We start from the raw sequence: 25,938 nt of genomic DNA, 5'->3' as shown, positions 1-25,938 counted from the left end.
GATGCTGCCGGCGAGTTCGCTGCTGGACACGCCGGCCGCGTCGCTCAACGACCCGGACTGGGCCGCTGCGGCGCGGCAGGCGCTGCAGCAGGCCGACGCACGCCTGTACCGCCGCTTCGACCAGGGCGACAACATCGAGCGCCTGCTGGCGTTGCGTGCGCGCGCTGCCGACCACTTGATCCGCCTGGCGTGGCAGCGGTGCCTGCCGGCCGGCAGCGGCCTGTCGCTGTTCGCGGTAGGCGGCTATGGCCGCGGTGAACTGTTCCCGCGATCGGACATCGACCTGCTGGTGTTCGGCGATCCGCCGGCGCAACTGGCGCACGAAGCGGCCCTGGCGCGGCTGTTCGCGCTGCTGTGGGACTGCGGGTTGGCGGTCAGCCATGCGGTGCGTTCTGCATTGCAGTGCCGCGAGGCGGCGGCTGACCAGACCGTGCTGACCGCGCTGATCGAGGCGCGTCCGATCCTGGCCGATGACGCCGCCCGCCGCGCGCTGCGCGAGGCCATCGACGATCGCGAACTGTGGCCGGCACGCACTTTCTTCCTGGTCAAGCTGGAAGAGCTGCGCAACCGTCACCAGCGCTTCGGTGATACCGCCGACAACCTGGAGCCGGACCTGAAGGATGGCCCCGGTGGCCTGCGCGATCTCAACACGCTGGGCTGGATGGCACTGCGCGCGTTCGGCGTGCGCGACCTGGAAGCCCTGGTCGGGCTCGGCCATCTGGGTGCCGACGAAGCCGCGGCGCTCAAGCGCGAACGTGCCGTGCTGGCGCGACTGAGGTTTGGCCTGCACCTGGTAGCACGTCGCCCGGAAGAGCGCCTGCGTTTCGATTACCAGAAGACCCTCGCCGCGCGCCTGGGCTTCGAAGACGACGCCGAGAGCCTCGGTGTCGAGAAAATGATGCAGGGCTTCTACCGCGCCGCGCTGGTGGTGCGGCGGATCAGCGACCGCCTGCTGCAGCGCTTCGAGGAGCAGTTCGACGGCGAGGCGCAGCCGGAGCCGCTGACCGTGGGCTTTTCCCTGCGTCGTGGCTACCTGGCCGCCAACGAGGCCGACTGGCCGCAGGGCGACATTGGCCAAGTGTTCGCGCTGTTTTCCAGCTGGGCCAACAACCCGCAGGTGCGCGGCCTGCACTCGCTGACCGCGCGTGCGCTGGCCGAGTCGCTGCCGCTGCTGCCGGCCTATGACCAGGCCGACGCCGACGCACGCGAGCACTTCCTTGCCCTGCTGCGTGGCCAGCGCCCGGTCGACACGCTTTCGCGCATGGCGCGGCTGGGCGTGCTTGGCCAGTGGATTCCCGCGTTCGCCCAAGTCAGCGGGCGCATGCAGTTCGACCTGTTCCATGTCTACACCGTCGACCAGCACACGCTGATGGTCCTGCGCAACATCGGCCTGTTCGCCAGCAGCCGTGCCGACGAGCGCTTCTCGATCGCGCACGAAGTGTGGCCGCGCCTGCGCAAGCCGGAGCTGCTGCTGCTGGCCGGCCTGTTCCATGACATCGCCAAGGGCCGCGGCGGCGACCACTCGGAGCTGGGTGCGGTGGACGCGCGTGCGTTCTGCCAGGCGCATGCGCTCAGTGGCACCGATACCGAACTGGTGGCGTGGCTGGTCGAACAGCATCTGCGCATGTCGGTGACCGCGCAGAAGCAGGACATCGCCGATCCGGTGGTGATCCATCGCTTCGCCACCCTGGTCGGCAGCCGCGACCGCCTGGACTACCTGTACCTGCTGACCTGTGCCGACATCGCCGGCACCAGCCCGAAGCTGTGGAATGCCTGGAAGGACCGCCTGCTGGCCGACCTGTACTTCGCCACCCGGCGCGCGCTGCGCGAGGGGCTGGAGCATCCGGTACCGGCCGCCGAACGCGTGGCCGAGGCACGTGACAGCGTGCGCGCACTGGTGCGCGAGCAGGGTTACGACGACGCCACCATCGATCGCCAGTTCGCGGTGATGCCGGATGAGGGCTTCATCCGCCTGCGCCCCGAGCAGCTGGCCTGGCAGGCCGCTGCGCTGGTGCCGGTGAAGCAGGGCCAGACCCTGGTCAAGGTCCGCCGGATCAGTGTCGACGACCCGGCGCTGGAAGTGTTCGTGCACTCGCCCGACCGCGACGGCCTGTTCGCCGCGATCGTAATGACCCTGGACCGCAAGGGCTACGGGATCCACCGTGCACGCGTGCTGGATGGCCCGGCCGACACCATCTTCGATACCTTCGAAGTGAACCCGGCCGACACGTTTGCCGATGGCAGCAGTGCCAACCTGGAGGCGGCGCTGCGCGAGGCCCTGAGTGGCGACCTTGCGCGGCTTCGGCCGTCACGCCGGGTGGTGCCGCGGCAGCTGCGTCATTTCCGTTTTGCGCCGCGCATCGAATTCCGCGATGAACCGGGCGCAACCCGTTTTGCCCTGGTCGCCCCCGACCGTCCCGGCCTGCTGGCCGATGTGGCGTTCGTGCTGCGCAACCAGGGCCTGCGCGTGCATGATGCGCGCATTGCCACGTTCGGCGAACGCGCCGAAGACACCTTCGTGATCAGTGACGAACACGACCTCCCCCTGACTGAACCTGCCCGGCAGCAGCTGCATGACGCGATGCTGGCCTGCCTGGACCCTGATCGAAACGCCGGAGACCCCGCCTGATGGCCACCAAGCCTGTTAAGAAGACTGCTGCCACCGCCAAGAGCGCAGCGGCCAAGAAAACTGCCGCCGTGCCGGCTGCGAAGAAGGCTGCCGCGCCGAAGAAAGCCGCGGTGGTGAAGGCGCCGGCGAAGAAGGTGGCGGCACCGAAGAAGGCCCCGGCCAAGAGCGCAGAAGCCGCACGCGCCGAAACCATCGCCCGCAAGTCGCTGCGCAAGCCGGCCGCGCCGGGCGTGGAAGAACTGAAGTTCGGCATCGAAAGTGCCTTCGAACGCCGCGCCACGCTGACCCTGCACGAACTGGAAGGCTCGACCAGACCGCTGGTCAACCGTGTGATCGACGGCCTGGAGAGCGGTGAATTCCGCGTCGCCGAGCCGGACGGCCAGGGCGGCTGGAAGGTCAACGAGTGGCTGAAGAAGGCGGTGCTGCTGTATTTCCGTGTCAACGACATGGCGGTGGTCGATGCACGCCCGGCACCGTTCTGGGACAAGGTCGAATCGCGCTTCGCCGGCTATGACGAAGCGAAGTTCCGCCGAGGCGGCGTGCGCGTGGTGCCGGGCGCGATTGCTCGCCGTGGCACGTATTTCGGCAAGGATGTGGTGCTGATGCCGAGCTTCACCAACATCGGCGCCTATGTCGGCGAAGGCACCATGGTGGACACCTGGGCCACCGTCGGTTCCTGCGCGCAGATCGGCCAGCACTGTCATCTGTCCGGCGGTGCCGGCATCGGCGGCGTGCTGGAGCCGCTGCAGGCCAGCCCGACCATCATCGAGGACCATTGCTTCATCGGTGCCCGCTCGGAAGTGGTTGAGGGTGTGGTGGTCGGCCACCACAGCGTGATCGGCATGGGCGTGTTCCTCAGCCAGAGCACCCGCATCTACAACCGCGCCACCGGTGAGATCAGCTACGGCTACATCCCGCCGTACAGCGTGGTGGTGTCCGGCTCGCTGCCGAGCAAGGACGGTACCCATTCGCTGTACTGCGCGGTGATCGTCAAGCAGGTCGATGCCAGGACCCGCAGCAAGACCAGCGTCAACGACCTGCTGCGGGGCCTGGCCGACTGAAGGTGACTGCGCCGGAGGATCCGGCGCAGTACGCGAGCTACCGGCATCCCCCCGACGTCCTGTTCGGGCGGATGCTGCCGCGCCTGCCGCGTGCGCCGCGCTGTGGCAGGCGACCCACCGTGCCGCGCCGTTCCGGGTCGTGTCCGAGCGCCTGTTGTGAGATTCTGGCCCTCTGTTTTCCAGCATCACAGATGGCCATGAGCACCACTGTCTACGGTTTGAAGAACTGCGATACCTGCAAGAAAGCGACCAAGTGGCTGGACCGCTTCGGCGTGCCGTACACCTTCGTCGACTACCGCGACAACAAGCCCAGCCCGGAAACACTGCTGGCGTGGGCTGAGCAGCTGGGTGGCCTGGCCGCGATGGTGAACAGATCCTCCACCACCTGGCGGCAGCTGCCGGACAACCGCAAGGCCGCCGCTTCCGAGGCCGAATGGAAGCTGCTGCTGCGTGAGTACCCGCAGTTGATCAAGCGCCCGCTGGTGGTTACCGCCGACGGCAAGGCCAGCCAGGGTTTCAGTGACAACGGCTTCAAGGCCCGCTTCGGCGTGGGCCAGTCATGAGTGCCGTCCTCGACCTGGCCTGCGAGCTGATCGCGCGCCCCTCGGTTACCCCGGACGACGCCGGTTGCCAGGCACTGCTGGCGGCGCGGTTGAAGCAGGCAGGGTTCCACTGTGACCACCTGCGTCTGGGTGAGGTCGACAATCTGTGGGCGACCCACGGCCAGGGTGCGCCGGTGCTGGTGCTGCTGGGCCATACCGACGTGGTGCCGACCGGTCCGCGCGAGGCCTGGACCAGCGACCCGTTCACCCCGCAGATCCGCGACGGCGTGCTGTATGGCCGTGGCGCCGCCGACATGAAAGGCAGCGTGGCCGCGTTCGTGGTGGCCGCCGAGCAGTTCGTCGCCGCGCATCCCGATCACCCCGGCACGCTGGCGGTGCTGCTGACCAGCGACGAGGAAGGCGACGCGATCGATGGCGTGCGCCACGTCGCGCGCCTGTTCGCCGAGCGCGGCCAGCGCATCGACTGGTGCATTACCGGCGAGCCATCATCGACAGCGGCGCTGGGCGACCTGCTGCGCGTCGGGCGTCGCGGCAGCCTGTCGGCCAAGTTGCGCGTGCAGGGCGTGCAGGGTCACGTGGCGTATCCGGAGAAGGCACGCAACCCGATCCACCAGGCGGCGCCGGCCCTGGCCGAGCTGACGGCGCGACGCTGGGACGAGGGGTACGAGAGTTTCCCGCCGACCAGCCTGCAGATCTCCAACATCCGTGCCGGCACCGGCGCCAACAACGTGATTCCCGGGGAGCTGGAGGTCGATTTCAACATCCGCTACAACCCGCACTGGGATGCACCGAAGCTGGAAACGGAGATCACCGCGCTGCTGGACCGGCACGGCCTGCAGTACGCGCTGAAGTGGCATCGCAGCGGCGAGCCGTTCTACACCCCGGAAGGCACGCTGCGCGCCACCGCACGCGCGGTGCTGGCCGAGCACATCGGTCGTGCCCCTGAGGAAAGCACCGGTGGCGGCACCTCCGATGCCCGCTTCATCGCGCCGCTGGGTGCGCAGTGCATCGAAGTGGGGCCAGTCAACGCCAGCATCCACCAGGTGGATGAGAACGTGCGCGTGGATGATCTGGAAGCGTTGCCGGGGCTTTACCAGCACCTGGTGGAACGGCTGCTGGCGTGAGGCATGGCGCCGGGCACGGTCCGGCGCTCCCCCTGTGAGTGCCGACTGCTGGGTGCCGACCGTTGGTCGGCACACCTTCACCTGGTTGCCAATGCAACGGTTGCGCAGCGCCGGAATCCGGGGTAGGGTCGATGCCATGTCGATCCGCCCGGCCACCGCCGTCAATAACAACAACCGCAATAATCTGCGCGCGAATAATCGTGCGCGGCCGATGCGGGACTGCGCCCTGGGTAGATAGACAGCAACACACGCCCGGACACCAGAAAACCCGCATCGGTCGATGCGGGTTTTTTTGTGCCCGGGCGCAGCCTGCCCGGGCCTGGATGGCCGGTCGAACACCTCCCACCCGTGAAATTCCCCCAACAGGAGCTCCCCCATGTGTTCGATCTTCGGAATCTTCGGCCTGCAGGCCGGTGACGATCTTCCGGCCCTGCGCCGCCACGCGCTGGAACTGTCGCAGCGCCAGCGCCACCGTGGCCCGGACTGGAGCGGCGTGTATCTCGACGAAGGCGCGCTGCTGGTCCACGAACGGCTGGCCATTGTCGACCCGGCCGGTGGTTCGCAGCCGCTGCTGTCGGCCGACGGGCAGCTGGCACTGGCGGTGAACGGCGAGATCTACAACCACCAGGCATTGAAGGCGGCGCTGACCGCCGCCTACGACTTCCAGACCGGATCGGACTGCGAGGTGATCAACGCGCTGTACCGCCAGGGCGCTTCGCCGGCGCAGTGGCTGGAACAGCTCAATGGCATCTTCGCGTTCGCGCTGTGGGACCGCGACAGTGGGCGTGTACTGGTGGCGCGCGACCCGGTCGGCGTGGTGCCGTTGTACTGGGGCCATGATGCCCAGGGCCGCCTGCGCGTGGCCTCGGAAATGAAGGCGCTGGTCGATACCTGTGCCGATGTCGCGCAGTTCCCGCCGGGCCACTACTTCGACAGCGCCAGTGGAGAGCTGGTGCGCTACTACCAGCAACCGTGGCGCGACTATGCCGACGTGCAGGGTCGCCAGGCCGACCTGGCCGAACTGCGCCAGGCGTTCGAGCACGCGGTGGAACGCCAGCTGATGAGCGATGTGCCGTACGGCGTGCTGCTGTCCGGTGGCCTGGACTCGTCGCTGGTGGCGGCGGTGGCCGCACGCTATGCGCGTCGCCGCATCGAGGATGGCGGGCAGACCGAAGCCTGGTGGCCGCGGCTGCACTCGTTCGCGATCGGATTGAAGGGCTCGCCCGACCTGGCTGCCGCCGCGATCGCCGCCGAAGCACTGGGCACCGTGCATCACGGCTTCGAGTACACGTTCGAGGAAGGCCTTGATGCGCTGCCGGAAGTGATCCGCCACATCGAGACCTACGACGTCACCACCATCCGTGCATCGACGCCGATGTTCCTGCTGGCGCGACGTATCAAGGCGATGGGAGTGAAGATGGTGCTGTCCGGCGAGGGCAGCGACGAGATCTTCGGTGGCTACCTGTATTTCCACAAGGCACCGGATGCGCGTGAATTCCACGAGGAGCTGGTGCGCAAGCTCGACGCCCTGCACAACTACGACTGCCTGCGTGCCAACAAGTCGATGATGGCCTGGGGCGTGGAGCCACGCGTGCCGTTCCTCGACCGCGAATTCCTTGATGTGGCGATGCGCTTCGATGCCGCGCACAAGATGGTCGGTGCCGGTTTTGGCGGCCGTCGCATCGAGAAGGCCGTGCTGCGCGAGGCGTTCGATGGCTACCTGCCGGACAGCATCCTGTGGCGGCAGAAGGAACAGTTCAGCGATGGCGTGGGCTATGGCTGGATCGATGGGCTGAAGGCACATGCCGAGGCGCAGGTGAGCGACCGTGTACTGGCGGCCGCCGACAAGCGCTTCCCGCACAACCCGCCGCAGACCAAGGAGGCGTACTACTACCGCCACCTGTTCGAGCAGTTCTTCCCGAGCCGGGCAGCGGCCGAGACCGTGCCGGGGGGCAAGTCGATCGCCTGTTCGTCGCCCGCGGCCATCGCGTGGGACGCCAGTTTTGCCGCGGCGGCGGATCCGTCGGGTCGGGCGATCGCCGGAGTGCACGAGCAGGCACTGGCCTAGGCGCGAGAAAGGGGAGGGAGGAGCGCACGTCGTATGTGCCACAAACGTCTTAATCCCCTCCGTCCCCTTTTTTGTATGATCGCCCCCCGTACATTGGGGAATGTTCATGGACGTACAGAACGGGGGCCAGGCGCCGCAGATGAAGTGGGGATGGCGCTACCTGGGCTGGGCCGTGGTACCACTGCTGGCCGGCGTGCTGCTGGCCCGCTATGCCGGGCCGGCTGCGCCCGAAGCGGTTGCGCGTGCCACGGCCGCCACCGAAGGCAGCTGGGCGCAGCACCTGGCGTCACCGCTGGGCCTGTTCCTGCTGCAGCTGCTGGTGCTGCTGCTGGTGGCCAAGGGCGCGGGGGCGCTGCTCAAGCGTCTGGGGCAGCCGGCGGTGATCGGCGAGATGGCGGCCGGCCTGATGATGGGGCCGCTGGTGCTCGGCAGCCTGCTGCCGCAGCTGCAGGGTGCGCTGTTCCCGGCCAGTTCGCTGGGCCCTCTGGGCATGCTCAGCCAGCTGGGCGTGCTGATGTTTCTGCTGGTGGCCGGTGCCGAACTGGACCTGGCGGCACTGCGCGGCCGCCGGCGTTTCGCCTTCACGGTCAGCCATGCCGGCATCGCGGTGCCGTTCGTGCTCGGCGTCGCGTTGGCGATCTGGCTGTACCCGCAGCACGGCCCGCAGGGCGTGGGCTTCACCGCATTCGCGCTTTTCGCCGGCATTTCGATGAGCATCACCGCCTTCCCCGTGTTGCTGCGCATCCTTGCCGATCGCGGCATCACGCAGACGCCGCTGGGTCAGACCGCCATCGCGTGCGCAGCATTGGGCGATGCCACCGCGTGGTGCCTGCTGGCATTGATCGTGGCCGCTGCCCAGGCCGGCGGCTGGTTGCCGGCCAGTCTCAACCTGCTGTGCGTGGTCGCGTTCGTGGCACTGATGCTGGGGCTGGTGAAGCCGTGGTTCGCCCGCCAGCAGGTCGCGCCGGGGCGTGAGGGACGCTGGCTGCTCGGCATCCTGCTGCTGTCGCTGGGCAGTGCGCTGGTCACCGAGATGCTCGGCATCCACGCGCTGTTCGGTGCGTTTGCCGCAGGCGTGGCGGTGTCGTCCAACGCGCAGCTGCGTGACCTGTTGATGGCCCGCGTCGAACCGTTCGCGGTGACGCTGCTGCTGCCGTTGTTCTTCGCCATGACCGGGCTGCGCATGCGCGCCGATGCGCTGCAGGCCAGCGACATCGTGCTGTGCGTAGTGGTGATCGCGGTTGCCACGACCGGCAAGCTGCTGGGCACCTTCAGTGCCGCGCGCAGTGCCGGCATGCCCACGCGCGAGGCGTGGCGGCTGGGTGCACTGATGAACACCCGTGGCCTGATGGAGCTGATCGTGCTCAACCTGGGTTACGAACTTGGCCTGCTCGGTGACCGCCTGTTCGCGGTGCTGGTGATCATGGCGCTGGTGACAACGGCGATGACCGGGCCACTGCTGAACCTGATCGAGCGGCGCAGGGGCTGAGCGTCGAACGGTAGTGCCGGTCGCTGGCCGGCAACCTCATGATGCTGGACACACCTACATGGATGCCGGCCAGCGGCCGGCACTACCGCGATGCCGGCACCAGCGTCATCGTGTGCTGCGGCTTGCCCGGCAGGAACGGCGTCGGCCGCCCATGCACCCAGTCTTCGTGGCCGGCGCCCCAGTACGGCGACAGCGGGTGCCCGCTCTGGCCGCCGGGCATGTGCACGATGCCGTCGGCCTCGTGCCCGGGCGAAACCACCATGCGCTCGGAAGCACCGAAGCCCGGAGTCTGCACGCGCGGCATGTCGCGGTCGCCGGGCAGGCGGTCGGCCGGCATGCACAGCCAGTGTTTGGCGATGTCCGGCAGCGCCCGTGCGATGGGGTGGCAGATCGCCGCCGTATTGCGTTCGCCCCAGCTGCGCTTGGCCAGTGGGCCCTGCCTGGCCAGCTCGCTCTCGGTGCGGCGTGCGGCGTCGATCAGCAGCGCATCCCAGCTGTCGAAGGCCGGTGGCAGCAGATTGGCCGGACGCTGCTGCAGCATCGGCCAGGCCACGCCTTCCAGCTGCGCCAGGCGCGGCTCCAGATAGTCATCGCCCAGCTGCGCATTGGCCGGTGCCAGCAGTGCATTGGACAGTGTTGTCATCACCTGCGTACGGAACTCGCGCACCACCCGGTAGCTGACCGAGCTGGCCGAGGCACGGCCGCCCCATTGATGACTGGCCTCCTTCAAACGCTTCAGGGCAGGGTCGTCACTGCGTTCGATGACGTCGTGCAGCAGGGCCCACCAGCGCTGCAGGAACACGGCGCGGTCGTCGAGCTGGATCGCCAGCAGGTCGTGCTCGTCGAAGCGGTCCTGGATGGCGAGCAGGTCGCGGATCTGCCGCGCGCGGGCGCCCAGGTCATATCCACCGTTGCCGACATTGGCCAATGCCTCGCCGTCGAGGACGCGGCCGTTGGCGGTCCACAGGCGATGGTTCGGTGGGTCGATCAATGCCGGCGAGGCGTCGCTGCGGATCGGCCAGGGGGCGCAGTCCTGGTTGTTGGCGACGGTGAAGCCAGCCGGTGCACAGCCCGGACCGCGGTCGGGGCGGGCACCGATCAGGCGCCAGGCGATGCGTCCGCTGCGGTCGCCGACCACCAGGTTCTGTGCGGGAATGCCGGCGTGGTCGGCGAACTGCAGGGCACTGTCCAGGTCACCGACGCGGGCCAGGTCACCGAAGTCCAGCCGCACCGCGCCGGGCAGGTGGGCGACCCAACGCAGCGCGTCACCGCTGCCATCGGCATGGGCGTGCATGATCGGGCCCCAGGCGGTTTCGCGTACCGGGAACAGCACGTCGGCCTGGCCGGCCACCGCAATCCGCTCTTCATGCACGGTCACCTCGGCATTGGCCGGTTCCGAGCGGTAATCGGCGGTGTCGATGTAGCTGTTGGTGAAGCCCCAGGCCACGTGCCCGTTGCTGCCGACGATCACCGCCGGCAGGCCGGGCAGCGAGAAGCCGGTGACATCGACCTGGCCGCCGGCAGCCTGTGGATCGGGGTAGCGCAGGCGCACGCGGAACCACAGGCCGGGGGCACGCAGGCCCAGGTGCATGTCGTCGGCGACGATCGCGCGGCCGTCGGCGGTAAGCGCCCCGGCCACCGCGAAGTTGTTGCTGCCGACGACGTCGGCTTCTTCCTGCTCGGTGCCCGACTTTCCCTTCAATGTGCGCAGGTCGAGCTGGCTGGCGTCGGGCAGGGCAGCATTGCCGCTCGGTTCGCCGAACAGCGGTGCATCCCATTCGGTACCGTCGTGGGCAATCAGCGTGTAGAGCGCTGGCGGCACCACGGCGCGGATGCGGCTCAGCGCAAGCTCGGTCTGATTGCCCGGGTCCTGCAGGTCGGCATACATGGCCAGCCCGGCCAGCACGCTGTCGCTGGCCTGCCAGGGTTGTGGCGATTGCCGCAGCAGCAGGTAGGCCCACGGGCGCACGGAGAGATCGGCCAGGCCCTGATTGACCCCACCGACATAGGCGCTCACCGCTTCGATGTTGTCGCCCAGCGCAGCCTGCATGTTCGCCTCGGTGCGCGCGCGCAGCCGATGCACGCGCATGCGCTTGTCGGCGTCGATGGCCTTCGGCCCGAACAGCGCCGACAGCTCACCGGCGGCACTGCGGCGCATCAGGTCCATTTCGAAATAACGTTCCTGCGCGTGCACGCGGCCGAGTGCGCGCATCGCATCGGCCTGGCTGCCGGCGGTGATGGTGACCACCCCCAGCGCATCGCGCTCGAGGGTGACCGGCGCGGCCAGCCCCGGCAAGGCATGCTCGCCGTCCAGGTCGGCCAGGCTGCCCCGCAGCAGGAGCCACAGGACCAGTGCGGCGATCAGCACGATGGCGATCACTACGCCCAGCACCCAACGCCATGTACGTCGCATCGCACGTCCTTTCCGAACTCGTGGGCCGATTGTAGCCGCAGGCGCAACTGCGACTGATTCCGATTAGATCACCGTACTTTGAAATGCGGCACCCTATGCCGCATCGATTCACAGGAGCCCCCCATGAAAGGCAACCCGGACGTCATCGCCTGCCTGAAGGAACTGCTGCGCGGCGAGCTCGCTGCCCGCGACCAGTACTTCATCCATTCCCGCCGCTACGAGGACCAGGGCCTGTTCGCGCTGTACGAACGCCTGAACCACGAGATGGAAGAGGAAACCCAGCATGCCGATGCGCTGCTGCGCCGGATCCTGTTCCTGGGCGGCGACCCGGACATGCGCCCGCATGCCACCGAGCCCGGCAAGACCGTGGAGGAGATGCTGCAGAAGGATCTCGATACTGAATACGCCGTTCGGAACAATCTCGCCGCCGGCATGAAGCTGTGCGAGGAGAAGGGCGATTACGTGAGCCGCGACATCCTGCTGGCGCAGCTGAAGGACACCGAGGAAGACCATGCCTGGTGGCTGGAACAGCAGCTGGGCCTGATCAAGCGCATCGGCCTGGAGCTGTACCAGCTGAGCAAGATCGACGGCAACGGCGCCCCAGCGCACTGAGCCACAGGTGGCGCTGGGTAATTCCCGGCGACCACCCGGTAGAGCCGACCGCTGGTCGGCTGGTTTTCGTTGGAGCAGCCGACTAACAGTCGGCTCTACCAGGAGCCAAAGGCAGCCGACCAGCGGTCGGCTCTACCAGAAGCACGGCGTTCTGTCGCCCGCCAGCACCGGAGCACCGCGAGCCCGCCTTCGCCCGCCAGCCGCTCCACCGCCCGCCAGCCGACAACGAAAAAGCCGGGGAATGCCCCGGCTTTTTCGTGTCTGATCTCCGGCAAGGCGTGTCAACCAAGGTTGACACCTACCAGGAGCGGTGCCTCACTCCACCGACAGCCCTTCCACCTTCTGCCAGCCGCGCGGCAGCAGGTGGCCACGGGTGGCGCGGGCGCCGAGATAGGCGTCGAGCTCGTTGAACTTCAGGCCCATGGTGCGCTGGCCGCTGCGCACCTGCAGGGTCTGCCCCGGGCTGATCGCCACGATGGCGACCACGCGTTCGGTGGCGAGCTTGGCCTTCGGGATCTCGATGATCTTGTTGCCCTTGCCCTTGTCCAGTTCCGGCAGGTCGTTGGCGGCGATCGCCAGCAGGTTGCCCGAACTGGTCACCGCCACGATGCGGTCGGTGGCGACGTTGGCGACCACCGACGGGGTCAGCACCGACGAGCCCGCCGACAGGTTCAGCATCGCCTTGCCGGCCTTGTTGCGGCCGATCAGGTTCTCGAAGCGGGTGACGAAGCCGTAACCATGGCTGGAGGCCAGCACGAAGCGGGTGTCCGGCTCGGCGCTGGCCAGGGTCACGAAGCTGGTGCCCGGTGCCGGCGAGAAGCGGCCGGTCAGCGGTTCGCCATTGCCACGCGCGGAGGGCAGGGTGTGCACCGGCGTCGAGTAGGCGCGGCCTTCGCTGTCGAGGAACGCGACCTGCTGGGTGCTGCGTGCGCGCACCGCGCCCTGCAGCCCGTCGCCTTCACGGTACGACAGTGCGGATGCATCGACGTCGTGGCCCTTGGCGGCGCGGATCCAGCCCTTCTCCGACAGCACCACGGTCATCGGTTCGCTCGGCACCAGCTCGGTCTCGTCGATGGCCTGCGCCGCCTGGCGCTGCACCAGCGGCGAACGGCGCGCGTCGCCGAACTTCCTGGCGTCGGCGGTCAGTTCATCGCGGATCAGTTTCTTCAGCTTGGCCTTGCTGTCCAGGATGCCGAGGATCTTCTCGCGCTCCTTGGCCAGTTCATCCTGCTCGCCGCGGATCTTCATTTCCTCCAGGCGGGCCAGCTGCTTCAGCTTGGTTTCCAGGATGTACTCGGCCTGTTCCTCGGACAGGCCGAAGCGCGCGATCAGCGCGGCCTTCGGCTCGTCTTCGGTACGGATGATGTGGATCACCTCGTCCAGGTTGAGGAAGGCGACCAGCAGGCCTTCCAGCAGGTGCAGGCGACGCTCGACCTTCTGCAGGCGGTGCTGCAGGCGGCGGGTGACGGTGTTGCTGCGGAAGGTCAGCCATTCGCTGAGCAGCATCTTCAGGTTCTTCACCTGCGGACGGCCGTCCAGCCCGATCACGTTGAGGTTGACGCGGTAGCTGCGCTCCAGGTCCGTGGTGGCGAACAGGTGGCCCATCAGCTGGTCGGCGTCGACGCGGTTGGAACGCGGCACCAGCACCACGCGCACCGGATTGGCGTGGTCGGACTCATCACGGATGTCCTCCAGCCACGGCAGCTTCTTGGCGCGCATCTGCGCGGCGATCTGCTCGATCACCTTCGACGGCGACACCTGGAACGGCAGCGCCGTGATCACGATGTTGCTGGCTTCCTTGGTGAAGGTCGCGCGTGCACGCACGCTGCCGTTGCCGGTCTCGTAGATGTTGCGCAGGTCATTGGCCGCGGTGATGATCTCGGCGCTGGACGGGTAGTCCGGGCCCCGCACGTGTTCGCACAGGTCGCGCACGGTGGCGTCGGGGTTGTCCAGCAGGTGCAGCAGCGCACTGACGATCTCGTTGAGATTGTGCGGCGGCACGTCGGTGGCCATGCCCACGGCGATGCCGGTGGTGCCGTTGAGCAGCAGGTGCGGAAGCCGCGCCGGCATCCAGGTCGGTTCCTGCAGGGTGCCGTCGAAGTTCGGTGCCCAGTCGGTGGTGCCCTGGCCCAGTTCGCCCAGCAGCACTTCGGCGATCGGGGTCAGCTTGGATTCGGTGTAACGCATCGCCGCGAACGACTTGGGGTCGTCGCTGGAGCCGAAGTTGCCCTGGCCCTCGATCAGCGGGTAGCGGTACGAGAACGGCTGTGCCATCAGCACCAGCGCCTCGTAGCACGCGCTGTCGCCGTGCGGGTGGTACTTACCGATGACGTCGCCGACGGTGCGCGCGGACTTCTTCGGCTTGGACGCGGCATTCAGGCCCAGCTCGCTCATCGAATAGATGATGCGGCGCTGCACCGGCTTCAGGCCGTCGCCGATGAACGGCAGGGCGCGGTCCAGGACCACGTACATCGAGTAGTCGAGGTAGGCGCGTTCGGCGTACTCGCGCAGCGGCAGTTGTTCGAATCCGTGGAACACGGGACGGGCAAGTTCGGTCATGCGGCGTTGTTACCTATGTCGGGAGGCGGCGACGGCGGTCGCCGCTCGCAATCCTGTGATTATCCGGATGCGGCGGGGGATGCCAAGCCGCGTGCAGGGTCCAGCCCGGTTTCCAGGCCATGCCCGGCCCGCGCCAGGTAGCGCCCAGGCGGCAACCCGAAGTGACGGCGGAACACGGTGACGAACGCGCTGGCGCTGCTGAAGCCCAGTGCGTGGGCGATGTCGGCCACGCTGCGGCCCTCGGTCAGCTGGCGCAACGCCTCGGACAGGCGGGCCTGTTGCCGCCACTGGGCGAAGCTGAGCGTGGTTTCGTCGCGGAAGTGACGGGTCAGGCTGCGCGGCGACAGGCCGGCCCAGTGGGCCCATTCGGCCAGGCTGCGCTCGTCGGACGGGTCGGCCAGCAGCTGCGAGGCGATCTTCAGCAGGCGCCGGTCGTGGGGCATCGGCAGATGCATGCGCTGACGCGGCGCGGTGCGGATCTCGTCCAGCAGCACCTCGATGATGTGCTGGCGCTCGGGCGTGGTGTCATAGCCCAGCGGCCATTCGCAGATGCGCTCGGCCAGCGCCTGCGCCAGCTTGGACAGGCCCAGCACGCAGGGGTCCGCGGGCAGGGTGGCACAGGCGGGTGCGGCCAGCGCCATGCCCCAGCCACGCAGCGGCCCGTCGAGGGTGACCGTGTGCGGCTCCAGCGGCGGCATCCAGCCGGCCGAACCCGGCGCCAGCGACCAGGTGCCGTGCGAGGTGCGGGTGGTCAGCAGGCCACGCTCCACGTAGATCAGTTGCGCGCGCTGGTGATGGTGCCAGTCCACCTCACGGACCAGTCCCTGCGGGCTGTCGAAGCGGTAGGCGACCACCGATGGGCCGTCGTTGCGCTCGAACCAGTCCAGCGCGTCGTCGCGCAGCAGGCGCTTGGGAGGGGGAATTTCTGCCTTGTTAATCATATCCGCTGGCTGAAATGTGTCATCCATTGGCTGAATTGTACTACCGGGCCAGCTGACCAGGTCATTAAGGTAGGCGCCTTCACCGATCCAGCCCATTGCTGCAACACAGCATTCGATGCCAGATCGAATATTTCCATTGAGAAATATTTTTTTTGGAAGAGAATGCTCCCCCATGATCTGTCCTGCAACCACTCCCCCCAGCTTCGGCCTGCTGCTGCGCCAGGTGCGCGACGGCCTGGTCCGCCAACTCGACGCGTCCATGGCGGAAGAAGACCTGGGCATCGGCTTCACCCACTACATCGGGTTGAAGGTGCTTTCCAACATGGCGCCGTGCACCGCCAACGAACTGGCCCAGGCCATCGACCAGGTGCCCAGCGCCGTGACCCGGCTTCTGGACAAGCTGGAGGCACTGGGCTGCGTCCGTCGCCAACCGCATGCCCAGGACCGTCGTGCGCTGCAGATCGTGCTGACCGATGAAGGCCGCGCGTTGTGGGCGCGGCTGAAGCTGCGCGGCGACGCGGTGATGGATTACGCCCTGCGTGATCTCTCAACCGACGAGCGCACGCTGCTGCTGTCCCTCCTTACCCGAATCCGCGATTCCTTGACGACCCCATGAACCCGATCCCGCATTTCACTTTCCGCCGGTCCGGGCGCACGCTGCTGGTGTCAGCGCTGGCCCTGGCCCTGGCCGCCTGTGCCAGCAGTCGTGGCCTCAATCCGCAGGGCCACGTGCTGGATGTGGACAGCCTGCACAGCGAACGCACCCTGGCCGACACCGACCTGAGCGCCACCGGCTTCCCGGCGCAGGACTGGTGGAAGGCGCTGGGCGATGCGCAGCTGGACGCGCTGGTCGCCGAGGGCCTGGCCGGCCACCCGAGCCTGGACGCCGCCGACGCGCGCCTGCGCCAGGCCCAGGCCCAGGTCGGCACCGCGCGTGCCGACGAACTGCCGAGCCTGTCGGTGTCCGGTGGCTACACCGGCCTGCGCCTGCCTGAGTCGATGGCAGGCAGCGAGATCGGTGGCCATTACGCCGGCAGCAGCCAGGTCGCCTTCGACTTCAGCTACGGCGTGGACCTGTGGGGCGGCAAGCGCGCCGCCTGGGAAGCCGCCGTGGACGGTGCGCACGCCGCCACCGTTGAAGCGCAGGCCGCCCGCCTGAACCTGTCCACTGGCATCACCCAGGCCTATGCCGACCTGGCCTACGCGTGGCAGCTCAACGACGTGGCCGAGGAAGAGCTGAGCCGTTCGCAGAAGTCACTTGAGCTGACCCGCCAGCGCCGCCGCGCCGGCATCGACAGTGATCTGCAGGTGCGCCAGGCCGAGGCCCGCGTGCCGGCCGCGCAGCAGCAGGTGCAGGCCGCCCAGCAGCGTATCGACGCCGCCCGCACCGCACTGGCCGCGCTGGTCGGCAAGGGCCCGGACCGTGGCCTGTCGATCCAGCGCCCGCGGCCGCTGAATCCGGTGGCACTGCAGCTGCCGGGCGTGCTGCCCAGCGAACTGCTTGGCCGCCGCCCCGACATCGTGGCCGCACGCTGGCGCGTTGAAGCAGCCGACAAGCAGATCAAGGTTGCCAAGACCAAGTTCTACCCGAGCTTCAACCTGACCGCGCTGGCCGGCGTGGTCGCCCCGAATGTGGGCGACCTGCTGAAGAGCAGTTCCACCTTCGCCTACATCGGCCCTGCGCTGAGCCTGCCGATCTTCGAAGGCGGCAAGCTGCGCGCCAACCTGGCCAATACCGATGCGCAGTACGACCTGGCGGTGGCCAACTACAACCAGACCGTGCTCGATGCGCTGCGTGATGTGGCCGACCAGGTCAACGCGGTGCGCTCGCTGGCACAGCAGGCGCAGTCGCAGCAGCAGGCGGTGGACACCGCACGCGCTGCCTTCGACCTGGCCCAGCAGCGCTACCGCGCCGGCATCGGCAGCTACCTGGACGTGCTGACCGCGCAGTCCACCCTGCTGCAGTCGCAGCAGCAGCTGGCCGGCCTGCAGTCGCAGCAGGTGCAGTCCTCGGTGCGCCTGAGCAAGGCGCTGGGCGGTGGTTTCCAGCCCACTGACGCCGACCGCGCACCGATCGCCTCCCATTCCGATTCCTCGCATTCCTGAAGATCTCCGACATGAGCCAGACCCAAGACACCGCGGCCCCGGCCGCCCCCAACCGCCGCGGCAACCTGCTGCGCGGCCTGTTCGTGATCGTCGTGCTGCTGCTTGCCGCTTTGGCGCTGTGGTACTTCATGTTCGGCCGTTGGTTCGAAGAGACCGACGATGCCTACGTGCAGGGCAACCAGGTGCAGATCACCCCGCTGGTGGCCGGCACCGTGGTCGCCATCAATGCCGATGACGGCATGCGCGTGGAGCGCGGCCAGCTGCTGGTGCAGCTGGACCCGTCCGACACCGCAGTGGCGCTGCAGCAGGCCGAAGCCAACCTGGCCAAGACCGTGCGCCAGACCCGCGGCCTGTACCGCAGCGTGGAAGGCGCGCAGGCGGACCTGAACGCCCGCCAGGTGACCCTGAAGCGCGTGCGCGAAGACTATGCCCGCCGCAAGGACCTGGCCGCCACCGGCGCCATCTCCAACGAAGAACTGGCCCACGCCCGCGACGAGCTGGCCGCGGCCGAAGCGGCCGTGGCCGGTTCGCGCGAGACCGTCGAGCGCAACCGCGCGCTGGTCGACGACACCGTGATCGCCACCCAGCCGGACGTGCAGGCCGCCGCCGCACAGCTGCGCCAGGCCTTCCTCAACAACGCCCGCGCCGGCATTGTCGCGCCGGTCTCCGGCTACGTCGCCCGTCGTTCGGTGCAGGTCGGCCAGCGCGTGCAGCCGGGCAATGCCCTGATGGCCGTGGTGCCGACCGAACAGATGTGGGTCGAGGCCAACTTCAAGGAAACCCAGCTGCGCCACATGCGCCTGGGCCAGGAAGTGGAGCTGAAGTCGGACCTGTACGCCGGCGACGTGAAGTACAAGGGCCGCATCCAGAGCCTTGGCCTGGGCACCGGCTCGGCGTTCTCGCTGCTGCCGGCGCAGAACGCCAGTGGCAACTGGATCAAGATCGTGCAGCGCGTGCCGGTGCGCATCGCCATCGATGCCAAGCAGCTGGCCGAACACCCGCTGCGCATCGGCCTGTCGATGAAGGCCGAAGTGAGCCTGCGCGACCAGAAGGGCGAAGTGCTGCCGAGTACCCCGGCCAAGGGCACGGTGTTCGACACCGACGTGTATGCCAAGCAGCTGCATGATGCCGATGAGGTGATCCACACGATCATCCAGGGCAACCTGCCGCAGCAACAGGCGAAGGTGGGCTGAGGTCGCCATGTCCGCACAAGCTCCAGCCGCGCCCGGCGCTCCGGGCGCACCGGCGGCGCCGGGTGCGGCCTCCGGGTTCCTGCCGCCCAGCGTCGCCCTGTGCACGGTGGGCCTGGCGATGGCGTCGTTCATGCAGGTGCTCGACACCACCATCGCCAACGTCTCGCTGCCGACCATCGCCGGTAACCTCGGTGCCAGTTCGCAGCAGGCGACCTGGGTCATCACCTCGTTCGCGGTCAGCACGGCCATCGCGCTGCCGCTGACCGGCTGGCTCAGCCGCCGCTTCGGCGAACGCAAGCTGTTCGTCTGGGCCACGCTGGCCTTCGTCATCACCTCGCTGCTGTGCGGCCTGGCGCAGAGCATGGGCATGCTGGTGGTGTCGCGTGCGCTGCAGGGCTTCGTGGCCGGCCCGATGTACCCGATCACGCAGTCGCTGCTGGTTTCGATCTACCCGCGCGAGAAACGCGGGCAGGCATTGGCGCTGCTGGCGATGATCACGGTGGTCGCGCCGATATGCGGGCCGATCCTCGGTGGCTGGATCACCGACAACTACAGCTGGGAATGGATCTTCCTGATCAACGTGCCGCTGGGCATCTTCGCTGCCTTGGTGGTCGGCAACCAGCTGAAGGGGCGGCCGGAGCAGATCGAGAAGCCGAAGATGGACTACGTCGGCCTGATCACCCTCGTGATCGGCGTCGGTGCGCTGCAGTTGGTGCTCGACCTGGGCAACGACGAGGACTGGTTTGCGTCGATGAAGATCGTGGTGCTGGCCTGCGTGGCCGTGGTGACGCTGACGGTGTTCCTGATCTGGGAACTGACCGACAAGGATCCGATTGTCGACCTGAAGCTGTTCCGGCACCGCAACTTCCGCGCCGGCACGCTGGCGATGGTGGTGGCCTACGCGGCGTTCTTCAGCGTGGCGCTGCTGATCCCGCAGTGGCTGCAGCGTGACATGGGCTACACCGCGATCTGGGCGGGCCTGGCAACGGCGCCAATCGGCATCCTGCCGGTGATCATGACCCCGTTCGTGGGCAAGTATGCATCGCGCTTCGACATGCGCATGCTGGCCACGATCGCCTTCATCGTGCTGTCGATGACCAGTTTCCTGCGCTCGAACTTCAACCTGCAGGTGGACTACATGCACGTGGCCGGCGTACAGCTGATCATGGGCATCGGCGTGGCACTGTTCTTCATGCCGGTGCTGCAGATCCTGCTGTCGGACCTGGATGGGCGCGAGATCGCGGCGGGCTCCGGCCTGGCCACGTTCCTGCGTACGCTGGGCGGCAGCTTCGCGGCGTCGCTGACGACGTGGCTGTGGGCGCGGCGCACCCAGGTGCACCATGCCGACCTGACCGAGCATATCTCGGCCTATCAGCCGGGCATGCAGGACCAGGTCACGGCGATGGGGCAGGGCGACCTGCAGCACGGCGCAGCGGTACTGAACAACATGATCAACCACCAGGCATCGCAGATGGGCTTCAACGACATCTTCTTCCTGCTGGGCTGGATCTTCCTGGCGATCATTACGTTCCTGTGGCTGGCCAAGCCGCCATTCGGCGCAGGTGCGGGTGCGGCCGCCGGTGGCGGGCACTGAAAACTCCCTGGAAACATGTGCTGTATTTTGACCCCGCCGCAAGGCGGGGTTTTTGTTTGTGCAACGTGGGTCGCACGGGCCCTGCCGTTGGGGGAGTGCAGCGGCGCAGGTTCAGCGCGTGCGATAGACGCGCTTGAACACCACCCGATCACGGAACAATCGGGAAATGGCCCACATTCCCGCCACAAGTACGGCGCCGCACGTGATCCAGCCGGCAGTGGCCTGCAATCGGCTGCCGACCAGTGCGCCGCAGATGATGGCGGCGACAAAGACGAACATTACGGCCTCCTTCGATGCGCCGTAGTGGACCTCGGCCTGGCATCCCACGCATACGCGTACGCCGTGGTTCGAGCCGGTGTGGCAGTGAGGGCAGATGATGCTGCGCTGCATTGGGGCGTCCTTTGGGGAAAGGGGGGCGCTGGTCCGGTCGTGTCGATAGACCTGCAACCGGCTGCGGTAAATCTGCCTCCCACCGAAAAGGAATCGGGTGGATCTCGACTAGGAAAAGTACGAATTGAACGGGGAACGTGAAATGCGCCCCAAAAGGGGGGCGTTCAAGGTCTGGTGACGGCGCGCCGGGAGGAGGTATACACCCGCAGGCGACGCCCGGGTGGTGCGAGATACGACAGTCCGAGTGGCGGTTGCGATGCCACGCTCGCCAGGCCCCGGAAACGAAAAAACCCGCTTTCGCGGGTTTGATCATCTTGAGTCGTGGTGCCCAGGAGAGGACTCGAACCTCCACGGTTTTACCCGCTAGTACCTGAAACTAGTGCGTCTACCAATTCCGCCACCTGGGCGACTCAGGAGATGAATTGTGCGGGACGGCAGAGGATGTGTCAACAACATTTCACAGTTTTTTCTGCGGCTGCACGCCCAGGTGAAGCAGCAGGCTGCGCATTGCCGATGACAACTGCGCCCACTCGGCAAAACAGGCGCACAGGCGACGCTGTGCCCACGCATCGGCGAGCGGTACGGCGACGGTATGCGTGCTGCGCCGGTGCTGGCGGGCGATGGTCCGCGGCACGATGCCGATACCAATGTCGTGGCCGACCATGATGCACACCCCTTCGAAGGTCTTCATGCGGATGCGCACGTCCAGGCGCCGCCCGATGTCGCGCGCCTGGTCTTCGATGTAGGCCTGCAGTGCATTGCCGTCGGCCAGCGCGACGAAGGTCTCGCCGGCAACATCGGCGAAGGCCAGGCTGCGCCGCGATGCGAGGCGATGGTCTGCGGGCAGCAGCATCACCAGTGGATCTTCGGCGACCACGTGCTGCTGCAGGCCGGCAGCGTCGACCGCATCACTGATGATGCCGGCCTCGGCCTGGCCAGCGTTGATCGCACGCACGACTTCGGGGCTGGTGCGCTCCAGCAGTTCCACGTGCAGGCGCGGGCGTTCGGCCAGCCACGGTGCCAGCCGCGAGGGCAGGTAGTTGGTCAGCGCAGCGGTATTGGCATACAGGTGCAGGGTACCGCGCGCGCCATGCGCGAATGCCTGCAGTTCGCCGCGAAGCTGCGCCTGCTGCTGCAGGATCAGGCGTGCATGGTGGGCGAGGGCGGCGCCGGCTTCAGTCAGGCTGACGCCACGCGGATGGCGGTTCAGCAGCACGGTGCCGGCATCGGCTTCGATCGTGCGCAGGCGTTCGCTGGCCGACGCCAGTGCCAGGTTCGCCTGCGCTGCGCCGGCCGTGATGCTGCCCGCCTCGGCAATCGCCAGGAACAGGCGCAGGTCGGCGATATCCATTCGCATGTGATGCCCTCATCGCAACGGCTGCGCCTTCGGATCAGCCGAAGGCAAGGCCGGAAACACCGCATTGTGCGCCGAGCGGCCGGCCGATCCAATGAAGGCATGAATGAATCGATGTACTTCTACGTGCTGCTGGTGGTGGTGTTCGTGCTGGCCGGTGTGGTCAAGGGTGTGACTGGGATGGGGTTGCCGACGGTGGCGATGGGGCTGCTGGGCAGCACGCTGTCGCCGGTGTCGGCGGCGTCGATGCTGTTCATTCCCACTTTCGTCACCAATGCGTGGCAGCTGTTGTCCGGGCCGTCACTGGACCGCATCGTGCGGCGCCTGTGGCCGATGATGCTGGCCGTGGTGGTGGTGACGCTGGGCTCGGCGGCGCTGCTGGTGCGGGTCGATCGCACTTGGTCGCGCGTTGCGCTGGGCGTGGCATTGGTGGTCTATGCCGCCTATGCGTTGCTTGCGCCGGTGTTCCGCGTGCAGCAGCGGCGCGAGCGTTGGCTGGGGCCGCTGGTGGGGGCGTTGTCGGGCGTGGTGACCGGCGCCACCGGCGTGTTCGTGATGCCGGCGGTGCCATACCTGCAGTCGCTGGGGTTGCAGCGCGAGGAGTTGGTGCAGGCGCTGGGGCTGGCGTTCACGGTGTCAACGATTTCGCTGACCGCCGGCCTGGTGCTGCACGGCGCATTCGGCATCCAGCAGCTGGGGCTGAGTGCGCTGGCGGTGCTGCCGGCATTGCTGGGCATGTGGCTGGGGCAGGTGATCCGGCAGCGCATCAGTGCGCGGGTGTTCCGGGGCTGCTTCCTGGGTTTCCTGCTGTTGCTCGGGCTGGAACTGGTGCTGCGGCCGCTGCTCTGATGCCGGATTCCGGGCATGAAAAAACCCGCTCTCGCGGGTTTTTCTCATTCTCGACGTGGTGCCCAGGAGAGGACTCGAACCTCCACGGTTTTACCCGCTAGTACCTGAAACTAGTGCGTCTACCAATTCCGCCACCTGGGCGTCGAGGAGCGAGATTATGGGGTGTTGTTACGGGGGTGTCAACACTTTTTCTGGATCCGGTGTCGGATCCCGTTTCGCGTGCGGAGCGGGCTCTGACCCCATCTCAATCGCTTGGGTCGGAGCCCTTTCCTTCGGAAAGGGATCCGACCCCGCTGCTGGATTGCAGGCAAAAAAAATCCCCGCCGAAGCGAGGAGTTTTTTCGTTGGTGCCCAGGAGAGGACTCGAACCTCCACGGTTTTACCCGCTAGTACCTGAAACTAGTGCGTCTACCAATTCCGCCACCTGGGCGTTCCAGAGGCGCAATTGTGAAGATGAATCCGCAGGCTGTCAACGACTTCCTGAATATTTTTCACGCAAGGCCTTCAAGACGGCCACTGACCCGTTCTGCACGCCGTCAACGGCTACCATGTAGGGCGATGACTACCAAAAAACCAAGCAAGGGCGGGAGCACCTCCCGCAGCCAGGCCCCGAAGAAGGGCGCCAAGGCGGGCACGGCCCGCGCCACCAAGCCGGGCAAGCCGTTGCCGGGCTGGTTCCCCGAATTGAATGAAGGCGGCGCACCGCCGCGTGGCCGCAAGGTCCGCAGCAGCGACGTACCGGGCCCGGCCCCGGGCCGCAAGCTGCCCCCGACCGGCAAGGTGATCGACGATCCCTACGCCGCGCGCGAAGCGGAGAAGTACGAACAGCCCATCGCCAGCCGCGAAGCCATCCTGGCCCTGCTGGAGCGTTGCGAAGGGCCGCAGACGGCAGAGGAACTGGGCGCACGCTTGGGCCTGACCGCACCGGACCGGGCCGAGGCGCTGTCGCGCCGGCTCGGTGCCATGGTCCGTGATGGCCAGCTGGTGCAGAACCGCCGTGGCGGTTTCGCCCCGATCCAGACCCTGAACCTGGTCACCGGCGTGGTGATCGCCAACCCGGAAGGATTTGGCTTCCTGCGCCCGGTCGAGGGTGGCGACGACCTGTTCCTGCCACCGTATGAAATGCGCAAGGTCATGCATGGTGACAAGGTGCTGGCCCGTGTGACCGGCATCGACCACCGTGGCCGCCGCGAGGGCAGCATCGCCCGCGTGCTTGAGCGCGGCATGACCCGCCTGATCGGCCGTTTCAGTGTCGAGATGGGCATCAACTACGTGGTGCCCGATGACAAGCGCGTGCAGCGCAACGTACAGGTGCCGCCGGACCAGATCGGTGGCGCGCGCGACGGCCAGCTGGTGGTCTGCGAACTGACCCAGGCGCCGGACAGCCGCCGTCCGCCGATCGGCCGCATCATTGCCGTGCTCGGCGACAAGCTGACCGCCTCGCTGGTGGTGGAGACCGCCATCCACGGCCATGAACTGCCGTTCGAATTCCCGCAGGAAGTGCTGGACGAAGCGGCGTCGGTGCCGCTGGTGGTCGAACCGGCGATGATCGGCGACCGCGTCGATCTGCGCAGCATGCCGCTGGTCACCATCGACGGTGAAGATGCCAAGGACTTCGACGACGCGGTGTACTGCGAGCCGAACGTCGATGGCTTCCGGCTGGTGGTGGCGATTGCCGATGTCTCCAACTACGTCCGGCCCGGCACGCCACTGGACGAAGAAGCGCAGAAGCGCGCCACCTCGGTGTACTTCCCGGGCTTCGTGGTGCCGATGCTGCCGGAGACGCTGTCCAACGGCATCTGTTCGCTGATGCCGAAGGTCGACCGCATGTGCTTCGTCTGCGACATGCAGATCGACCGCGACGGCCTGGTCACGCATTCGCGCTTCTACGAAGCGGTGATGAACTCGCATGCGCGCCTGACCTACACCCAGGTGTGGAAGGCGGTGGGTGAGGACGATGCCGATACCAAGGCCTGGATGGGTGACCTGCTGCCGCAGGTGCAGCGCCTGCACCAGCTGTACAAGGTCCTGTCCAAGGCGCGTGCCAAGCGTGGCGCCATCGAGTTCGAGAGCAGCGAAGTGCGCTTCGTGCTGGACAACCGCGGTGAAGTGACCCAGGCCGGCATGCTGGTGCGCAACGACGCGCACAAGCTGATCGAGGAATGCATGATCGCGGCCAATGTGGAGGCGGCGAAGTACCTGCTGTCGCGCCATGTGCCGGCCCCGTACCGCATCCACGAGAAGCCGCCGGAAACCAAGTACGCCGACCTGCTCGAATTCCTCAAGGAGTTCAAGCTGAGCCTGCCACCGTGGTCGAAGGTGCGCCCGGGCGATTACACCAAACTGCTGAAGAAGATCCGCGACCGCCCCGATGCCACGCTGCTGGAATCGGTGCTGCTGCGCAGCCAGAGCCTGGCCATCTACAGCCCGGAGAACCACGGCCACTTCGGCCTGGCGCTGGAGGCGTACGCGCACTTCACCTCGCCGATCCGTCGCTATCCCGACCTGCTGGTACACCGCGCGATCAAGCATGCGCTGTCCGGCAAGCCGCTGGACAAGTTCACCTACAACGCCCGCGAGATGGCCGCGCTGGCGCTGCAGTGTTCCGAGCGTGAGCGCCGTGCCGACGAGGCCGAGCGCGAGGTCGACGAGCGTTACCGCGCGGCGTGGATGGAAAAGCACGTGGGCGGCCAGTTCGACGGCGTGATCAGCGGCGTGACCAGCTTCGGCCTGTTCGTCGAGCTGGATGAGTCGAAGGTGCAGGGCCTGGTCCACGTGACCCAGCTGCCGCAGGACTATTACAAGTTCGACGCGACCCGCAAGACGTTGACCGGCGAGCGCCGCGGCGGCAGCTACCGGTTGGGCGACCGCGTGCGCATCCTGGTGCTGAAGGCCAGCATGGAAGAGCGCAAGATCGACTTCCGCCTGGTCGAGCACAAGGGTGAGGACGAGGGCGATGGCCTGCCGCCGCTGCCGGAGCGGGGCAAGCCGGC

The 25,938-nt window shown here is 67.3% G+C and carries 18 protein-coding genes and 3 tRNA genes; 13 read left to right on the top strand and 8 right to left on the bottom strand.

Annotation, left to right across the window (positions count from 1 at the left end):
• Nucleotide 1 precedes the first annotated feature (1 nt).
• From N5C25_RS03750 to N5C25_RS03725, 6 genes are all read left to right on the top strand, one after another.
• Nucleotides 2-2,629 (top strand): [protein-PII] uridylyltransferase, encoded by a 2,628-nt coding sequence (locus N5C25_RS03750; RefSeq protein ID WP_279936455.1) that lies wholly within the window; start codon nucleotides 2-4, stop codon nucleotides 2,627-2,629.
• On the top strand, nucleotides 2,629-3,690 hold the full coding sequence (gene dapD / locus N5C25_RS03745) for a 2,3,4,5-tetrahydropyridine-2,6-dicarboxylate N-succinyltransferase (protein ID WP_019659110.1): 1,062 nt from the start codon (nucleotides 2,629-2,631) through the stop codon (nucleotides 3,688-3,690). Before N5C25_RS03750 ends, dapD begins: the two co-directional genes overlap by 1 nt.
• A 191-nt stretch (nucleotides 3,691-3,881) precedes the next feature.
• Entirely contained in the window at nucleotides 3,882-4,253 is a 372-nt protein-coding gene (locus N5C25_RS03740) for an arsenate reductase (RefSeq protein ID WP_251102618.1), read from the top strand.
• Nucleotides 4,250-5,377, top strand: a complete 1,128-nt coding sequence (gene dapE / locus N5C25_RS03735; protein ID WP_058983443.1) for a succinyl-diaminopimelate desuccinylase — start codon at nucleotides 4,250-4,252, stop codon at nucleotides 5,375-5,377. Before N5C25_RS03740 ends, dapE begins: the two co-directional genes overlap by 4 nt.
• A 376-nt stretch (nucleotides 5,378-5,753) precedes the next feature.
• On the top strand, nucleotides 5,754-7,445 hold the full coding sequence (gene asnB, locus N5C25_RS03730; protein WP_058983445.1) for an asparagine synthase B: 1,692 nt from the start codon (nucleotides 5,754-5,756) through the stop codon (nucleotides 7,443-7,445).
• Between the two features lie 100 nt (nucleotides 7,446-7,545).
• Nucleotides 7,546-8,934: a cation:proton antiporter gene (locus tag N5C25_RS03725; RefSeq protein ID WP_279936454.1), complete on the top strand. Its 1,389-nt coding sequence runs from the start codon at nucleotides 7,546-7,548 to the stop codon at nucleotides 8,932-8,934.
• A gap of 82 nt (nucleotides 8,935-9,016) precedes the next feature.
• On the opposite strand, the gene N5C25_RS03720 is transcribed toward N5C25_RS03725, so the two are convergent.
• A complete protein-coding gene (locus N5C25_RS03720; RefSeq protein ID WP_279936453.1) occupies nucleotides 9,017-11,347 on the bottom strand; it encodes a penicillin acylase family protein in 2,331 nt (776 codons plus the stop codon).
• Nucleotides 11,348-11,470: 123 nt separating this feature from the next.
• Here N5C25_RS03720 and bfr point away from each other — a divergent pair, with 123 nt between their 5' ends.
• A complete protein-coding gene (gene bfr / locus N5C25_RS03715; protein WP_005408763.1) occupies nucleotides 11,471-11,959 on the top strand; it encodes a bacterioferritin in 489 nt (162 codons plus the stop codon).
• Between the two features lie 315 nt (nucleotides 11,960-12,274).
• Here bfr and parC read toward each other — a convergent pair whose 3' ends face one another.
• Together parC and N5C25_RS03705 are read right to left on the bottom strand one after the other, a co-directional pair.
• Entirely contained in the window at nucleotides 12,275-14,518 is a 2,244-nt protein-coding gene (gene parC, locus N5C25_RS03710) for a DNA topoisomerase IV subunit A (RefSeq protein WP_058983452.1), read from the bottom strand.
• 59 nt (nucleotides 14,519-14,577) lie between these two features.
• Nucleotides 14,578-15,459, bottom strand: a complete 882-nt coding sequence (locus N5C25_RS03705; protein ID WP_251102614.1) for a helix-turn-helix transcriptional regulator — start codon at nucleotides 15,457-15,459, stop codon at nucleotides 14,578-14,580.
• 172 nt (nucleotides 15,460-15,631) lie between these two features.
• Here N5C25_RS03705 and emrR point away from each other — a divergent pair, with 172 nt between their 5' ends.
• The 4 genes from emrR to emrB are packed head-to-tail and all read left to right on the top strand — an operon-like array spanning nucleotide 15,632 to nucleotide 20,352.
• Nucleotides 15,632-16,075, top strand: coding sequence for a multidrug efflux system transcriptional regulator EmrR (gene emrR / locus N5C25_RS03700; protein WP_019659100.1), 444 nt, complete (start codon nucleotides 15,632-15,634; stop codon nucleotides 16,073-16,075).
• Nucleotides 16,072-17,565: a multidrug efflux transporter outer membrane subunit EmrC gene (gene emrC / locus N5C25_RS03695; RefSeq protein ID WP_058983454.1), complete on the top strand. Its 1,494-nt coding sequence runs from the start codon at nucleotides 16,072-16,074 to the stop codon at nucleotides 17,563-17,565. The genes emrR and emrC overlap by 4 nt, the downstream gene beginning before the upstream one ends.
• An 11-nt stretch (nucleotides 17,566-17,576) precedes the next feature.
• Complete coding sequence (emrA, locus tag N5C25_RS03690) at nucleotides 17,577-18,758, top strand: multidrug efflux MFS transporter periplasmic adaptor subunit EmrA (protein WP_021204129.1); 1,182 nt, start codon at nucleotides 17,577-17,579, stop codon at nucleotides 18,756-18,758.
• A gap of 7 nt (nucleotides 18,759-18,765) precedes the next feature.
• Nucleotides 18,766-20,352: a multidrug efflux MFS transporter permease subunit EmrB gene (gene emrB / locus N5C25_RS03685; protein WP_019659097.1), complete on the top strand. Its 1,587-nt coding sequence runs from the start codon at nucleotides 18,766-18,768 to the stop codon at nucleotides 20,350-20,352.
• Between the two features lie 111 nt (nucleotides 20,353-20,463).
• Here emrB and N5C25_RS03680 read toward each other — a convergent pair whose 3' ends face one another.
• The 3 genes from N5C25_RS03680 to N5C25_RS03670 form a co-directional block, all read right to left on the bottom strand.
• Nucleotides 20,464-20,742, bottom strand: coding sequence for a hypothetical protein (locus N5C25_RS03680; protein ID WP_019659096.1), 279 nt, complete (start codon nucleotides 20,740-20,742; stop codon nucleotides 20,464-20,466).
• A gap of 322 nt (nucleotides 20,743-21,064) precedes the next feature.
• A tRNA-Leu gene (locus N5C25_RS03675) sits at nucleotides 21,065-21,149 on the bottom strand.
• A 50-nt stretch (nucleotides 21,150-21,199) separates the two neighbouring features.
• On the bottom strand, nucleotides 21,200-22,099 hold the full coding sequence (locus N5C25_RS03670; RefSeq protein WP_058983455.1) for a LysR family transcriptional regulator: 900 nt from the start codon (nucleotides 22,097-22,099) through the stop codon (nucleotides 21,200-21,202).
• A gap of 99 nt (nucleotides 22,100-22,198) precedes the next feature.
• Here N5C25_RS03670 and N5C25_RS03665 point away from each other — a divergent pair, with 99 nt between their 5' ends.
• A complete protein-coding gene (locus N5C25_RS03665; protein WP_087803314.1) occupies nucleotides 22,199-22,945 on the top strand; it encodes a sulfite exporter TauE/SafE family protein in 747 nt (248 codons plus the stop codon).
• 56 nt (nucleotides 22,946-23,001) lie between these two features.
• Here the strand turns inward: N5C25_RS03665 and N5C25_RS03660 are convergent.
• Nucleotides 23,002-23,086 (bottom strand) — tRNA-Leu (locus N5C25_RS03660).
• Between the two features lie 204 nt (nucleotides 23,087-23,290).
• Nucleotides 23,291-23,375: transfer RNA gene (locus N5C25_RS03655), tRNA-Leu, on the bottom strand.
• 128 nt (nucleotides 23,376-23,503) lie between these two features.
• On the opposite strand from N5C25_RS03655, the gene rnr reads away from it, so the two are divergent.
• Nucleotides 23,504-25,938 (top strand): ribonuclease R (gene rnr, locus N5C25_RS03650; RefSeq protein ID WP_279936452.1); only part of this gene is annotated, 2,435 nt, incomplete at its 3' end.

Source organism: Stenotrophomonas sp. GD03958 (genome assembly GCF_029839005.1).
In the GTDB taxonomy this organism is placed as follows: Bacteria; Pseudomonadota; Gammaproteobacteria; order Xanthomonadales; family Xanthomonadaceae; genus Stenotrophomonas; species Stenotrophomonas hibiscicola.
The sequence above is the reverse complement of the archived record's forward strand: the minus strand, read 5'-3'. Positions and strand labels throughout refer to the sequence as shown.